This is a genomic window from Pseudomonas sp. B414 (genome assembly GCF_055408445.1).
This window is the reverse complement of the sequence record NZ_JBUZTQ010000050.1, coordinates 18666-31091: the sequence shown is the minus strand read 5'-3', so window position 1 is coordinate 31091 and position 12426 is coordinate 18666. Positions and strand designations below refer to the sequence as shown.

Below are 12426 nucleotides of genomic sequence, written 5' to 3'. Positions count from 1 at the left end.
GAAGTCATGGGAGAGGTGATGCAGGAAGCCTTGGCTATGCGGCATGATGCTCCGGCTTCAATTCAATAACCGTGTTGCACTCAGCTCCTGCAACCGCCATGGATAAATCAGCTTTTGATACCGTAATACGGGTTCGCCAAGCGTTACATGATGGTGAGTTATGCTTGCATTATCAACCAAAAATAAGTTTGAGCAGTGGGGCAGTGATTGGTTTTGAAGCGCTATTGCGTTGGCAGCATCCGCGAGATGGACTTATATTACCGCAGTATTTTATACCGTTGATTGAGCAGAGCGATCTGATCGTGGAGATCGGCGAGTGGGTCATAGATCAGGCGCTCAGTCAAATAGAACAATGGGCGGACTTGGGTCATTCGTGGTCTGTGAGTGTAAACATTTCAGCATTACATTTCAAAAAAGAAAACTTTGTAAAGTCCCTAAAGTTTTTGCTGGACAGCCACCCTAATGTTTTGCCGCAGATGTTGGATATTGAGATTACCGAATCAGTGGTGATAGAACACTTATCACATGTCACTCAGTGCCTCATTGCTTGCCAGGATCTGGGTGTGACATTTTCGTTGGACGACTTTGGAACCGGGTATTCATCGCTGAGCTACCTTAAACAACTGCCCACGCAGTCAATCAAGATAGACAAATCTTTTATACGCGACATACTCATCGATAAAGACAGCTTGGGGCTGACTAAGGCGATCATCGGTCTAGCGAAATCGTTTAACCGCGAGGTTATTGCTGAAGGGGTTGAAACGGTTGAGCACGAAGTGTTGCTGATGAACCTAGGTTGTGATGTAGCGCAAGGCTATGGTATTGCGAAACCCATGCCGGTAGAAAAAGTGCTATCTTGGGTGGCGAAGTTTGTCCCTGCTCATTTATCTAGAGGGGGTAATAGATAAACCGCACCGTCCACGAACTGATTGCGTCGTCGCAACCTAGTGGATTGAGCGGTTAATTCATTTATCCACCGGTAACGATATACTGTGCGTCCAATGCCATGGATTGGTTATGCGCATGGCTCGACCGACTTTCCCCATTCGCTCGAAATATATTTTTTATGATACACTATCCCAGCTGTTATTTTCTGGAACAATGAAATAATTAATATTATCATAAACAACAAATCGATAATAATAAAGAGGATCATATATGTCGGATCAAGAGTTAATACTAGAGCAACTCCGTAACGTGAATTATGATAAGTTAAGCAAACAAGATATCGTAACAATGCTAGATGCAGGGGAACAGACTCTAGAAAATATGGCAGCATCAAGAAAAACTGCCATTGATATAATAGCAGAGGCAATGAACCAAACAAAGAATACGCTTGAGGCACTTGATTATTCTGGAAAGGTAGAAGTTGAAATCAGGAAAAATCTCAGCATACTGAGAGAGCTACTGATGACTGGCGATCTATAGTCCCCTAGACTGGGCGAATTAGCACAGGAGGTTGGCCTTGGATTAGGGGAGCCTACAGAATTCGGAAAAAATCGTACGCTAAGGTTTTCTGATCAGTCGTAGGCTCGCCAGTTTGATGTATTCCGTTCCTGGCCCAGCCAAACCTATCGGTCTTCGCGGGTGTGCCACAGGCGCAGTAGGTAGATAGTGGAATCCACTATCTCGTAACGCATCTCGTAATGGCCGATCTGAATTCGGCGCACATCCCGTGGATCGAATTCTTCCAGGCGTTCGCCAATGCGCGGGTTGGCCAGCAGCGTGGAAGGTGCGGCTGTGAGTTGCTGCACTGTTCGTGCGGCGGCAGGCTGATTCACCGACGCCAGAAACTCATACAACCGGGAAATGTCGGAAAGCGCCTTGCTTGTCCACTTCAACTCCATCAGCGCGGTACCGGCAACGGAGTGTCAGTGCTGAGGCTTTCAGCCCAGGCCTGGACAGCTTGATGATCGATCACGCGACCAGCATCCACATCGGCCAATGCCTCACGGGTCAGGCGACTACGTTCTTCTTCCTGGTCTATCCAGGCGGCCAGAGCCTGCTTGACGATCCAGTTCTTGGAGCGTTCCAGGCGCTCAGCCATCAAATCGACCTTTTCGGCCAGTTGCACAGGGACGTGAGCCGTGACGGATCGGGTTTTCGCGGTGGTTGCCATGATGGGGTTACTCCTAATCAATGGTAGGTACAAGGTGCATGCTCTGCCGGCGTTCAGTAACCGCCGCTTCCGATGCCATCCGGCGCAGAGTGACGGCATGTTCGCTGGCCTGGCGGGCACCGGCCTCATCGCCATTAGTTTTGAGCTTGTTGGCCTGCCATTCAGACGCTTCAGCGCCGGCAAGTAACGACGTGGCCAGCGTTACTTTTGGACGAGACTTTTCACGCTGCTCCTGCGCGCCTCGCTGACGTTCGACAACCTGCGCGGCCTCGTTGGCCGTGATACGCAAGTTGGTGCGAGCAATGTCAAAGCTGCCATCGGCGTTTGTGGCCTCGGGCGCTTCGAGGCAGGTTTGCATCGAATCCACTGCCGTCAACAGCTTGTCGATCTGCTGCAACAGCTCGGTTCGTTCTTGGTCATTCTTCATGGAGCGTCACTTCTTCTTGAACTTGATGTCGCCTGAGCCGGCAACGGAATGGTCGCGGGTCGGCGGGTTACCGCGCACCACGATGTCACCGGAACCCGCCACGCGTGCCTTCACTGAGTCGCTGACATAGGCGTCGATATCACCGGAGCCGACTACCGACAGTTTGGCGGACGTAGCGACCAGCTCGCTGGCGTCCACGTCGCCCGAACCGGCTATCTCGGCGTCCAGAAGACCCACGCGACCAAAGGCCGTGATATCGCCCGAACCTTGGATGCCTAGATCGAGGACGGTCTGCTGAAGGTCGTACAGGGTCACGTCGCCACTGCCCTTGATGCGGATACTGGGGGCTTCAGGCAATGCGATTCCAACGATGCTTCGCCCCTTGGACTGCATAGTGACGCCGCCGTGGCGTCCACCGACATTGATCGTTCCGCCCACGAAAATGTTGCCGGTACCAGAAACGTGAATATTGCCCCCATAGCCGCTAATGGAAATGCCCTCCTGCTCGATGATCAGCTTGTCACCCTCGAAGCGGGTCTTGATGTTACGAATGGCTTCCACGTTTTCCCCTGCCACGACCAGGTGCGCTGATGACGAGCGAAAGAACACAACATCAACCGCCCCCTTGATCACAATTTTGCTAACTGGGTGGATGGGGCGCTCTTCCTTCTCGTAGTTGGCAGCACGCTCCCATGCGGAATCGCGATGGTTGGCATCCTGGTGCGTCAAAGGGCTGGATTGGCTCATCATCTATCCTTTGTGATTTATTTTGAGTGACTTTGCCATAGCTCGACTCAGGGTTAATCATAGTGAATAATAATGAGCTGTCAATCGATCCGTCAGGTTGGGCTATGCCTCAACCTGGCGTCAGACCGGACGACCGAAGTACGTCAAGATAGGGGCTATTTCGGCTTTTCCTGACGTTTCCCTACAAACCTCTATGACTTCAACCTGACAGGCCACGGCTTCAGGCTGCTTGGTTGTCATTGGGTTTATCAAAACTTGAAGAAGTGGCGGGCTGCCGCTATTAGTTAAGATTCACTCAACACAAGGACGCGACGATGATTCAGAGATTTGTTGTTGTTCCTGCGATCCCCATCGAAACAGGATCGATTCGTAATGGAACTCGCTTTCACTCCACTACAGTTCCTGGCGGGTTTGATATTTATGACAATCAAGATAAGCAGCGATTGCAGTTCACCTACCCGACACAGATAGAAGCAGATGCTGAATGCGAAAGACTGAACATGGAGCACTATCAAACCTCTATGACAACACCTACCGGCATCAGCTCACCATGATCTAGTCGTTCTCTGCTCAACGGTGTGGACTGAAAACAAAAGCCCCGGCATCTTGACGGGGCTTTTGTTGAGGGGATCTGATCCTTCAGCTCCCACGATTGTAGTCAAGAAATGAAAGGCAAACCGAGCAAGTGCAAACACTCTGACAGAGACATGCCCGAACTTTGCGGGTCACAGGGCCTATCGTACGATTTTTTCCGTTTTCTCTATGCACCCCTTCTCTGTACCCCCGATTGAACATAGGGTGCGTTACCCGCAACGCGAGCCGGTGTGACCCCGCCGCTGTGCGTGTTCGGCCTCGCCGAAACGGCTCTCGTAAACCAAGCCCCGGCCAAAAGCGCGCCGGGTCTTGGCCCTTCGGGCTTCGATCCTCACGCCTTCGCCCGTCCCGGGCTGCGCGCTCCGCTTGCACCAGGTCAACGTCCCCCACTCTTTATATCGATACAGGGAAAAAGCCGATAGCCCGGGCGATGCAACAGCCCGCGTCCTGGATCTGCGCACGACTCAGGAAATCACCCTGCAGTTATCCACCGCCCGGGCAAGAAACCTCCCGGCCCGTGGATAACTGCATCGCTCGCTCTGGCCTCTGACGGGCCCCGCTCGCTGGGCGATTTTTCATGCGCTGGCCATTGCATCGGAATGCCTTCGGCGACCAAAGGGGTGCCCCCCTTGGATCCGCAAGTTGGAATGGTTCGGGCTTCGCCCGCGATCTGCGCGGGCCTATTCGCCGCTCTCAGCCGCCACCTCTGGCGGGACTTCGACCAGCTCTTTCGAGTCCACAAACGGGACTGCGCACTCAATACATTGAATCCGACCGCTAAGCCCCGGTTTGCCCCATAGATTCAGGTGGCAACTCGGACAGGTGTACTTGCGCTTGTTCTTCGGGTCTTCCTTGCCAGGATCTGGCTGCAGCAAACCCGCCGAGGTCAGCGCCGATATATCTATCGTCGGATCTTCCGGCGTACCTGGCACCGGCTCGCCGCCAGGCCCGTAGAGCAGCACTGCCGACATAGGAACCCGTTTGGTTACCACGTCGATCCAGGACAACATGCGGCCCTGTTCGATCAGTTCCTTGCTGGAAAGATCGAACGGCCCGCCCTCGATGATGTAGTGCGTCATCTGCTGGCCATGACGTTTCCCGCCAGGCTCGCCGGTGTCGGACGGCATCAGCCCGATGGACTGCATTTTGTTCGCCCATTCCGCGTTGTGATACCCGGATCGGGAGCGCTTGCCGAAATGGGCCTGCCACTGGTGGACTTGCTCATGTGCCAGTGTGGATAGGGTCTGCTCTACGCGACGGTGCGCGAAATATGCAGGGTTCAGCGCAATCTCATCGCTCTTTCCTTCGCCGTTCCGGCGAAGAAAGCGCGACTCAGAGTAGTACCCGAACGTGTTGCTTTTGCGCTGCAACGTGAACAGACAGCCAGGGAGTTGGCCATCAAACAGCACCTCGTTGAAGTACGCATAGGCGCCTTCGATTTCTTCGTACAGTTCCTGACTGGCAGTTGCGGTCATGTGTCCTCCTTTTCTCGCACGCGAGAAATCCCCCCTGGCCTGATCGCCTACGGGGGGAGGGTTGTGGCAATACGGAAAGTTTATCCTGTATCGTACGATACAGGATAAACCCCAATAAAAGGGGGCGCCCCCCTTACATTGTTGCCAGTCGATACCCGATGAAAGCACCCACGGCACCGGCGACAATCGCTGATACCAACGCCGTAAGCGTGAACGCCAAGAACCAACGGCGCAGCCCTCCGGCTGCTAGGATCAGCGGCGCCGAACTGCGGTTCAGCTCGTTACCGATCCTGGCGGCGGCCTCACGGCCAGCCTGCAGCAACGCCACCTGCTGGGTTTCCATCATTGACTCGAAGTTCAACCGCGTCTGCAGCAACGCCTTGGCCGCGCCGTCCTTGATCGCCTGGTCCAGTTTCGCCCCCAGTTCGCCGTCCACTTCTTCGAGACGGCGCACCAGGGCGTCAATGTCTTCCATCATCTGAACCGCCAACGCTTCGCGGGCGGTTGTCGGATCCTTGCCCATCGCCGTTACTTCCCTTTCCCGAACAGCGCCGCGTACACGTCATCGAGGTTCTTCCAGGCCGACTTAGCCAGGCGCTGAACCGATATCATCCGTATGGCGTGCTCCTTGTCTTCTTCGGTCTTCGCGTCTTTCAACTGCTCACGGTACGGCGTGGTGTCTTTCACGACCTCGGAAATGTTTTTCTTGAACGCACGCAGCCGCTCGAACACCTCGTTGGAATAGATCACCGCGTCAGGGTTGAGGGTGAATTTCTTCTCCAGCTTGTGAAAGCCGAACACCGCCGAGAAGGTTTGCGGCAGGTCGTCTGCATCGTCAATCTGCACCTTGTTGAACACGACCAGGATTCGCTTGGCTGGTACGCCAAGCGCCGATAGCGTCTTGATCGTGTTGATCGTGTCGGCCTGCTGCTTCTTCTCGCTGACCGTGGGCACCAGGAAGTAATCGAACTCTTCCTGCGAGCCAGCGAACTGCCCCATGTACTTGAAGAAGTCTTCGACGTTCGAGGCTCCCACGTCGACCACAGCTTTGCTCTCGACCATCAGCCATTCTTGCAGCTCGCCGAACTGACGCCCCTTCATACGCTCGATCTCGGCGGCAGTGTCAGAAGCCCCCGCGTTGATTGTCTCGATGGCGAAGCGCGGCGCGTCCATCCGGGGCGACAACAACTGATCAGATACAGTCGTCTTGCCGGTGTTGCCGCTGAAATTCACTACGGCGATTTTACTCATGTGCGTCTCCTTCTGCTTGGGCTCGCACTCTCGTAGCGAGCCAGTTCTGAGGCGTTCACATCATCCCCAGGGTTCATGATCTTGCTCAATTCGTTCGGCGCCATTATTGGCGCCGGTAGATCCTGACTTTCCGTCTTTGTATCGTACGATACAATTTCCAGCTTTTCGGCGGTTGCCTCTGGCACTACCGCAGCTGACTGCGAATTTGGCACATTTGCCGGTGCTTCGACCGTTCCGGCCTTGACCGACTTGCGATACCGATACAGGTAACTTTTCAGCGTCTCCATGCTGATCTCGATCCCCTGCTCCTTGAGCACATTCAGGATCGCTTGGCGTCTAACTCCCGCCTTCAATTGCTGCTCGATAATCGGCATCACCTGGCGTATTTGTGCCGCCTTGGTTTCCGGTTCAACTGCCTGCAATGCAGTCGCTAGGTCTAGCTTTGCCATATTGCACCCTATATGCACCCTTATTGCTCTCTTTGTGCATCCTACTTACCCCCTACACATAGTCAAGCTAAACCCTTCCTGCATCCATTGTGCAGCCTTACAGCACCCACCTTGCACCCTACCTGTACCCTCTTCTACGGTCTTCGACCTAAATGATGGATACGCCCTTAACAAGAGCATAATTTTTGATCCTTAACAGGATCAAAATCTTAATACACATCACGCACCTCCCTAGCGGGAGGTCAGCCCAGCATATACAGTGCTTCCAGTGGGTTTTGCCTGAATGCACATGTGATACAGATGTATTACAAATATACAATATGGACCATATTTTAATAGTGTTTTGTGTATTACATTTGTTATACATGAACTCGAAGACCTGGACCCCTCCATTTCAAGGGGGGATTTTGACCGCCATGAGGGGGCAATGTGGGGAAGACCGTACCGATACGTTTGAACGATGAGCAGCTGGCCAGGGTCGAGGAATCGGCTGCTTTGGCAGGCTACAAACACCTGTCCACCTACATGCGTGATCGTCTGCTTGAGCCGTCCAAAGTGGACAGCCACCAGGGCGGAATCGACCAGTGGGCAGACCAACAACGAATCATGAGTTTGCTCGAATCACTCGACCAGGCGCAGGCCACTAACCGAACCATTCTGGCCATCGTGGTCTACCTGCTACGACAGAACAGCACGCAAGGAAAGCTCAGCGAGCTGCGTGCCGAACTGTCCGCATTGGGGAGCAACGAGGAAGCATTAGCCGCTCTGTTGCCCGAGTTGGCTAAGGACATTGAACGTCTATCAGGAGAGGACTAGTGCACAAACAAGAAGTCGATAGCGCAATATTGACGGCGGGGATTGCTCTGCCAATCGCCGGTTGGGTCGGCGGCGCCTACCTGGCGCAGATGCCGTTTACACCATTCCCCGGCGCCTTCCGCGAGACATTGCACCAGACACTGCAGAACCCAATCATGGCCGGATGCACGGTGGCCACCTCCGTGGTGGCCGGTGCCCTGGTCTACTACCTCAATGAGTATTGCGACGATGGGTTCCGTGGCGAACGGTTCATTGAGCATTTGCGCGGTTCTCGCATGCGAAATTGGCACTACGTGGACAGCAAAGTCCGTAGACGTAACGCCCAAACCAACCGTGAACGCCGCAAAAGTGGGCTGGAAAACATCGAACCGATCATGGTCGGCAAAGTGCCGATGCCACTGCACCTTGAAGATCGAAACACCATGATTTGCGCGTCCATCGGTGCCGGTAAGTCCGTCACCATGGAAAGCATGATGGTCTCGGCGTTGAAGCGTAACGACAAGATGGCCGTTGTCGATCCCAACGGCACCTTTTACTCAAAGTTCAGTTTCAAAGGCGATGTGATTCTCAACCCCTTCGATGCTCGGTCAGCAGGTTGGACGGTGTTCAACGAGATCAAGGGTGTTCACGACTTCGACCGTATGGCGAAATCCATCATCCCGCCGCAGGTGGATCCAGGTGATGAACAGTGGTGCGCGTATGCCCGTGACGTACTGGCCGACACCATGCGTAAGCTCAAGGAAACCAACAACCCGAACCAGGACACGCTGGTAAACCTGCTGGTTCGGGAGGATGGGGACACCATTCGGGCGTTCTTGGCCAACACCGACTCCGAGGGCTATTTCCGCGACAACGCTGAAAAGGCGATTGCCAGTATTCAGTTCATGATGAACAAGTACATTCGCCCGCTGCGCTTCATGACCAAGGGTAGTTTCTCGATCCATAAGTGGGTGACAGACCCGAATGCGGGCAATCTGTTTATCACCTGGCGGGAGGACATGCGCTCGACCATGCAGCCATTGGTGGCCATGTGGATTGATACGATCTGCGCGACCATCCTCAGCTATGAGCCCATGACCGGGAAACGTCTCTGGATGTTCCTGGACGAGCTGCAGTCGCTGGGCAAACTCGAATCGTTCGTGCCAGCAGCCACCAAAGGCCGGAAACACGGCCTTCGTATGGTTGCCAGTCTGCAGGACTGGTCGCAGTTGATCACCAGCTATGGCCAACACGATGCAGAAACGGTGCTGTCTTGCTTCCGTAATTACGTGATTCTTGCCGCATCCAACGCACAAACCTCGGACAAGGCCAGCGAGATCCTTGGCCAGCAGGAAGTCAGGCGTATGCGTGTCTCTTTCAGCAACGGCCGCAGCAACCGCTCGCCAGAGATCAAGAAAGAGCCCGTGGTCATGGACTCCGAAATCTCAAATTTGAAAGACCTTGAGGCTTATCTGAAATTCGGTGAGGACTTCCCTATCACCAAAATCAAGCTGCCCTATGTGAATCACAAAGAGAGAGCGCAGGGAATAGTCGTTGCCGGTCAGGCTGCGTAACGGAGGTTGCATGCTCAACGTCACGCCGATTCGAGGAAACAACCAGTACGCTGCAGCACGTTATTTCTCTGCTGCAGACGACTACTACGCCAAGGAAACACCCGGCGAGTGGCAAGGCGAAGGTGCCGAACGGCTCGGCCTGGTCGGCCCCGTCGATCAGCTGCAACTGGCCAAACTGCTTGATGGCAAGTTGCCGAACGGCGAGCGGATCCACACCACGTTCAATGCCGAAACCAACAAGCGGCGCATGGGCTTGGACATGACATTCTCGGCGCCGAAATCGGTGTCGATGCAAGCACTCGTCGCCGGCGACAAAAATGTCACCCTGGCTCACGACCGGGCGGTGGCCAAGGCCATGCACCACGTCGAAAAGCTCGCCCAGGCACGGCGCAAGGTACAGGGCAAGTTCCTGCGCGAACGCACGGGGAACATGGTCATTGGCAAGTTTCGCCACGAAATGAGTCGCGGCAAGGATCCCCAACTGCACACCCATGCGGTGATCATGAACATGACGCAGCGCGCCGATGGTAAATGGCGTGCCTTGTTCAACGACGATATTTTCAAGGTTCAGCATGAAGTTGACGCCATGTACAAGGGCCAACTGGCCTTGGAGCTGCGCGAGCTGGGCTACGAGATCCGCGTACTCGATGGCAAAGGCAACTTCGAGCTGAATCACATTTCACGGGAACAGATCGAAGCATTCTCCAGCCGCAGCAAAGTCATTGAAGAAGCGTTGGCCAAGGACGGGAAAACCCGGGCCGACGCGACCACTCTGGAAAAACAAGTTATCTCAATGGCCACCAGGCCGCACAAAGACGAGCGCGACCACGATCTGGTGAAACAGTATTGGGTGACGAAAAGCCGCGAGTTAGGGATCGACTACGGCCCACAAAGCCGATTGGATGGCCGCGAGTATGGTGAATCAGGCCCAGCGTCAGGCGCTGGCCGCGTTCCATCTGATCCCAATCTACCCGCAGGGCTGACACCGGCCCAAGCCGTTGTGCAATACGCAATCAATCACCTGACCGAGCGTGAACAGGTTGTTACCCAGTTGGACCTGTTGACCGTGGCGCTCCAGCGTTCGGTAGGGTTGGCCGGGCCTGACCAGGTACGGGCCGAAATAGCCCGGCTGGTACAACAAGGTACGCTCATAGAGTCAGCACCGGCCTACTCAATGGCACAGCCCACGGAAAACGCGCCCGTGTTGTCGCCTGCAGGTTGGCAAGCTCACCTGCAGGAGTTGAAAGGCTGGACGGACAAGCAGGCAAAACAGTACGTGGCCACCGCCATCGAGCGCGGTTCATTGGTGCCAACCGAGAAGCGCTACACCACACAGAAAGGCTTGAAGCGCGAGAAAGCCATCCTTGCCATTGAGCGCACTGGCCGGGGCCAGGTGACGCCGCTCATGTCCCAGGAGCAGGTCGCTAAAGCACTTGAAGGATCAACCCTCACCGCTGGCCAACGGCAAGCCGTCGAGACCATCGTCAGCACGGAGAATCGGTTTGTCGGCATTCAGGGTGATGCTGGTACGGGCAAAACCTACTCCGTTGAGCGGGCCGTGCAACTGCTCACATCCGTCAACGAGGCAATGAGTTACGGCAAGACAGAGGATCAACTCGGCTATCGAATCCTCGCATTGGCGCCGTATGGGAACCAAGTTGCCGCACTCAAAAACGAGGGGATGGACGCTCATACCCTGGCCAGCTTTTTCAACACCAAAGACAAGACCCTGGACGAGAGGACTATCATTGTTCTCGACGAGGCCGGTGTCGTCGGCGCTCGCCAGATGGAACAGCTCATGCGGCTGGTGGAAAAGTCCGGGGCCCGCCTTGTTCAGCTGGGCGATACCAAACAGACCGAGGCCATCGAGGCGGGAAAACCATTCGCCCAGCTCCAGCAGAACGGCATGCAAACCGCCCGGATCAAGGAGATCCAGCGGCAGAAAGACCCCGAGTTGAAATTAGCCGTCGAGCACGCCGCCGATGGCAATACTCCCAAGTCGCTGCAGCACATCAAGCACATTGAGGAACTGCGCAACCCTATCGATCGACATCAAGCGATCGTCAACGACTACATGCAACTGACTGACCAGGAGCGTAGAGAGGTATTGATCGTTGCCGGTACAAACAAAGACCGCAAAGAGATCAACACTTTGGCGCGCAAGGCATTGGGCCTTGAGGGCCGGGGGGCGAAGTTCGACACGTTGAACCGCGTTGATATGACTCAGGCAGAGCGGCGCTACGCACCGACCTACCAGCAAGGAATGGTCATTCAGCCGGAGAAAGACTACAAAAAAGCGGGCTTGGTTCGTGGCGAGAACTACACCGTCAAACAGGCGTTACCGGGAAACATCCTTGTCGTGACCGGTGCCGATGGCCAGAGCCGTCAGATCAACTCGCGACAGGTTACAAAGCTCAGCGTCTACAAGGCAGAGCGCCCGGAGCTGTCCATTGGCGACCTGGTACGCATCACCCGCAACACGCCATCACTCGACCTCACCAACGGCGACCGGATGCGAGTTATCAGCACAGCCAACGGCATGATCGAGCTGGCTTCGACCAGAGAGCGCGACGGAAAGCCGGAGCGCGTGGTGAAGCTGCCATCGAACAAACCGCTGCACCTGGAACACGCTTATTCCGCGACTGTTCACAGTGCGCAGGGCCTAACCAATGATCGCGTGATGATCTCCGTGAACACCAAGAGCCGTACCACTTCGCTAAATCTGTTCTACGTGGCCATCAGTCGGGCGCGGTTGGAAGCGAGGATCTACACCGATGCTATCGCCGGTTTGCCGGGTTCTATTGCCAAGCGCTACGACAAAACCACGGCACTGGCGCTGCAAAAAGAGCGGGACGCCCAGCGCCTGCAGAAAGCGCACGCCCCGAAAACGGTTGTGGATGGGCCAAAAACCGAGCGAGCTTTGGAACGCGAAAAACGCATGCGGCCCAACAGCCCAAGCGGCGGCATACCAAATTAGTGAACTTTGCCTTATCTC

General features: G+C 55.0%; 13 protein-coding genes and 1 pseudogene. 6 read left to right on the top strand and 8 right to left on the bottom strand.

What is annotated here, in order from left to right; translation table 11 throughout:
- Positions 1 to 104 precede the first annotated feature (104 nt).
- A pseudogene (locus ACZRMH_RS24430) lies at positions 105 to 948 on the top strand (putative bifunctional diguanylate cyclase/phosphodiesterase); the annotation flags it as partial.
- Between the two features lie 210 nt (positions 949 to 1158).
- On the top strand, positions 1159 to 1428 hold the full coding sequence (locus tag ACZRMH_RS24425; protein ID WP_011077892.1) for a hypothetical protein: 270 nt from the start codon (positions 1159 to 1161) through the stop codon (positions 1426 to 1428).
- 143 nt (positions 1429 to 1571) lie between these two features.
- On the opposite strand, the gene ACZRMH_RS24420 is transcribed toward ACZRMH_RS24425, so the two are convergent.
- Genes ACZRMH_RS24420 through ACZRMH_RS24405 form a run of 4 tightly spaced genes read right to left on the bottom strand, consistent with a single transcriptional unit; the run spans position 1572 to position 3293 of the window.
- Positions 1572 to 1847, bottom strand: a complete 276-nt coding sequence (locus ACZRMH_RS24420) for a type II toxin-antitoxin system RelE/ParE family toxin (RefSeq protein WP_095003315.1) — start codon at positions 1845 to 1847, stop codon at positions 1572 to 1574.
- Positions 1847 to 2119: a CopG family ribbon-helix-helix protein gene (locus ACZRMH_RS24415; protein WP_016502318.1), complete on the bottom strand. Its 273-nt coding sequence runs from the start codon at positions 2117 to 2119 to the stop codon at positions 1847 to 1849. Before ACZRMH_RS24415 ends, ACZRMH_RS24420 begins: the two co-directional genes overlap by 1 nt.
- 13 nt (positions 2120 to 2132) lie before the next feature.
- Positions 2133 to 2546 (bottom strand): hypothetical protein, encoded by a 414-nt coding sequence (locus ACZRMH_RS24410; RefSeq protein ID WP_016502319.1) that lies wholly within the window; start codon positions 2544 to 2546, stop codon positions 2133 to 2135.
- A gap of 6 nt (positions 2547 to 2552) precedes the next feature.
- Positions 2553 to 3293 carry a GIN domain-containing protein gene (locus ACZRMH_RS24405; RefSeq protein WP_019334897.1) on the bottom strand — a complete coding sequence of 247 codons (741 nt, stop codon included), beginning with the start codon at positions 3291 to 3293 and terminating at the stop codon, positions 2553 to 2555.
- A 314-nt stretch (positions 3294 to 3607) separates the two neighbouring features.
- Between ACZRMH_RS24405 and ACZRMH_RS24400 the strand changes: the two genes are divergently transcribed.
- Entirely contained in the window at positions 3608 to 3847 is a 240-nt protein-coding gene (locus tag ACZRMH_RS24400; RefSeq protein WP_081791613.1) for a hypothetical protein, read from the top strand.
- A gap of 720 nt (positions 3848 to 4567) precedes the next feature.
- Here the strand turns inward: ACZRMH_RS24400 and ACZRMH_RS24395 are convergent.
- From ACZRMH_RS24395 to ACZRMH_RS24380, 4 genes are all read right to left on the bottom strand, one after another.
- A complete protein-coding gene (locus ACZRMH_RS24395) occupies positions 4568 to 5362 on the bottom strand; it encodes a SprT-like domain-containing protein (RefSeq protein ID WP_048377547.1) in 795 nt (264 codons plus the stop codon).
- 133 nt (positions 5363 to 5495) lie between these two features.
- Positions 5496 to 5885, bottom strand: a complete 390-nt coding sequence (locus ACZRMH_RS24390; RefSeq protein ID WP_048377548.1) for a hypothetical protein — start codon at positions 5883 to 5885, stop codon at positions 5496 to 5498.
- A 5-nt stretch (positions 5886 to 5890) separates the two neighbouring features.
- Complete coding sequence (gene stbB / locus ACZRMH_RS24385; RefSeq protein WP_048377549.1) at positions 5891 to 6613, bottom strand: StbB family protein; 723 nt, start codon at positions 6611 to 6613, stop codon at positions 5891 to 5893.
- Positions 6610 to 7062 carry a hypothetical protein gene (locus ACZRMH_RS24380; RefSeq protein WP_048377550.1) on the bottom strand — a complete coding sequence of 151 codons (453 nt, stop codon included), beginning with the start codon at positions 7060 to 7062 and terminating at the stop codon, positions 6610 to 6612. Before ACZRMH_RS24380 ends, stbB begins: the two co-directional genes overlap by 4 nt.
- 429 nt (positions 7063 to 7491) lie before the next feature.
- Between ACZRMH_RS24380 and ACZRMH_RS24375 the strand changes: the two genes are divergently transcribed.
- The 3 genes from ACZRMH_RS24375 to mobF are packed head-to-tail and all read left to right on the top strand — an operon-like array spanning position 7492 to position 12408.
- Positions 7492 to 7878: a hypothetical protein gene (locus ACZRMH_RS24375; protein WP_048377551.1), complete on the top strand. Its 387-nt coding sequence runs from the start codon at positions 7492 to 7494 to the stop codon at positions 7876 to 7878.
- The gene (locus tag ACZRMH_RS24370; protein ID WP_048377552.1) at positions 7878 to 9431 is read left to right on the top strand and encodes a type IV secretion system DNA-binding domain-containing protein; all 1554 of its coding nucleotides are present in this window, start codon (positions 7878 to 7880) and stop codon (positions 9429 to 9431) included. The genes ACZRMH_RS24375 and ACZRMH_RS24370 overlap by 1 nt, the downstream gene beginning before the upstream one ends.
- A gap of 10 nt (positions 9432 to 9441) precedes the next feature.
- Positions 9442 to 12408 (top strand): MobF family relaxase, encoded by a 2967-nt coding sequence (gene mobF / locus ACZRMH_RS24365; RefSeq protein ID WP_048377553.1) that lies wholly within the window; start codon positions 9442 to 9444, stop codon positions 12406 to 12408.
- The last annotated feature ends 18 nt before the right edge of the window (positions 12409 to 12426 follow it).

Coding starts and splice junctions, on each gene's coding strand:
- ACZRMH_RS24420 (WP_095003315.1), bottom strand. CDS start 1,847: ATGGAGTTGAAGTGGACAAGCAAGGCGCTTTCCGACATTTCCCGGTTG.
- ACZRMH_RS24415 (WP_016502318.1), bottom strand. CDS start 2,119: ATGGCAACCACCGCGAAAACCCGATCCGTCACGGCTCACGTCCCTGTG.
- mobF (WP_048377553.1), top strand. CDS start 9,442: ATGCTCAACGTCACGCCGATTCGAGGAAACAACCAGTACGCTGCAGCA.
- ACZRMH_RS24425 (WP_011077892.1), top strand. CDS start 1,159: ATGTCGGATCAAGAGTTAATACTAGAGCAACTCCGTAACGTGAATTAT.
- stbB (WP_048377549.1), bottom strand. CDS start 6,613: ATGAGTAAAATCGCCGTAGTGAATTTCAGCGGCAACACCGGCAAGACG.
- ACZRMH_RS24405 (WP_019334897.1), bottom strand. CDS start 3,293: ATGAGCCAATCCAGCCCTTTGACGCACCAGGATGCCAACCATCGCGAT.
- ACZRMH_RS24400 (WP_081791613.1), top strand. CDS start 3,608: ATGATTCAGAGATTTGTTGTTGTTCCTGCGATCCCCATCGAAACAGGA.
- ACZRMH_RS24410 (WP_016502319.1), bottom strand. CDS start 2,546: ATGAAGAATGACCAAGAACGAACCGAGCTGTTGCAGCAGATCGACAAG.
- ACZRMH_RS24390 (WP_048377548.1), bottom strand. CDS start 5,885: ATGGGCAAGGATCCGACAACCGCCCGCGAAGCGTTGGCGGTTCAGATG.
- ACZRMH_RS24395 (WP_048377547.1), bottom strand. CDS start 5,362: ATGACCGCAACTGCCAGTCAGGAACTGTACGAAGAAATCGAAGGCGCC.
- ACZRMH_RS24380 (WP_048377550.1), bottom strand. CDS start 7,062: ATGGCAAAGCTAGACCTAGCGACTGCATTGCAGGCAGTTGAACCGGAA.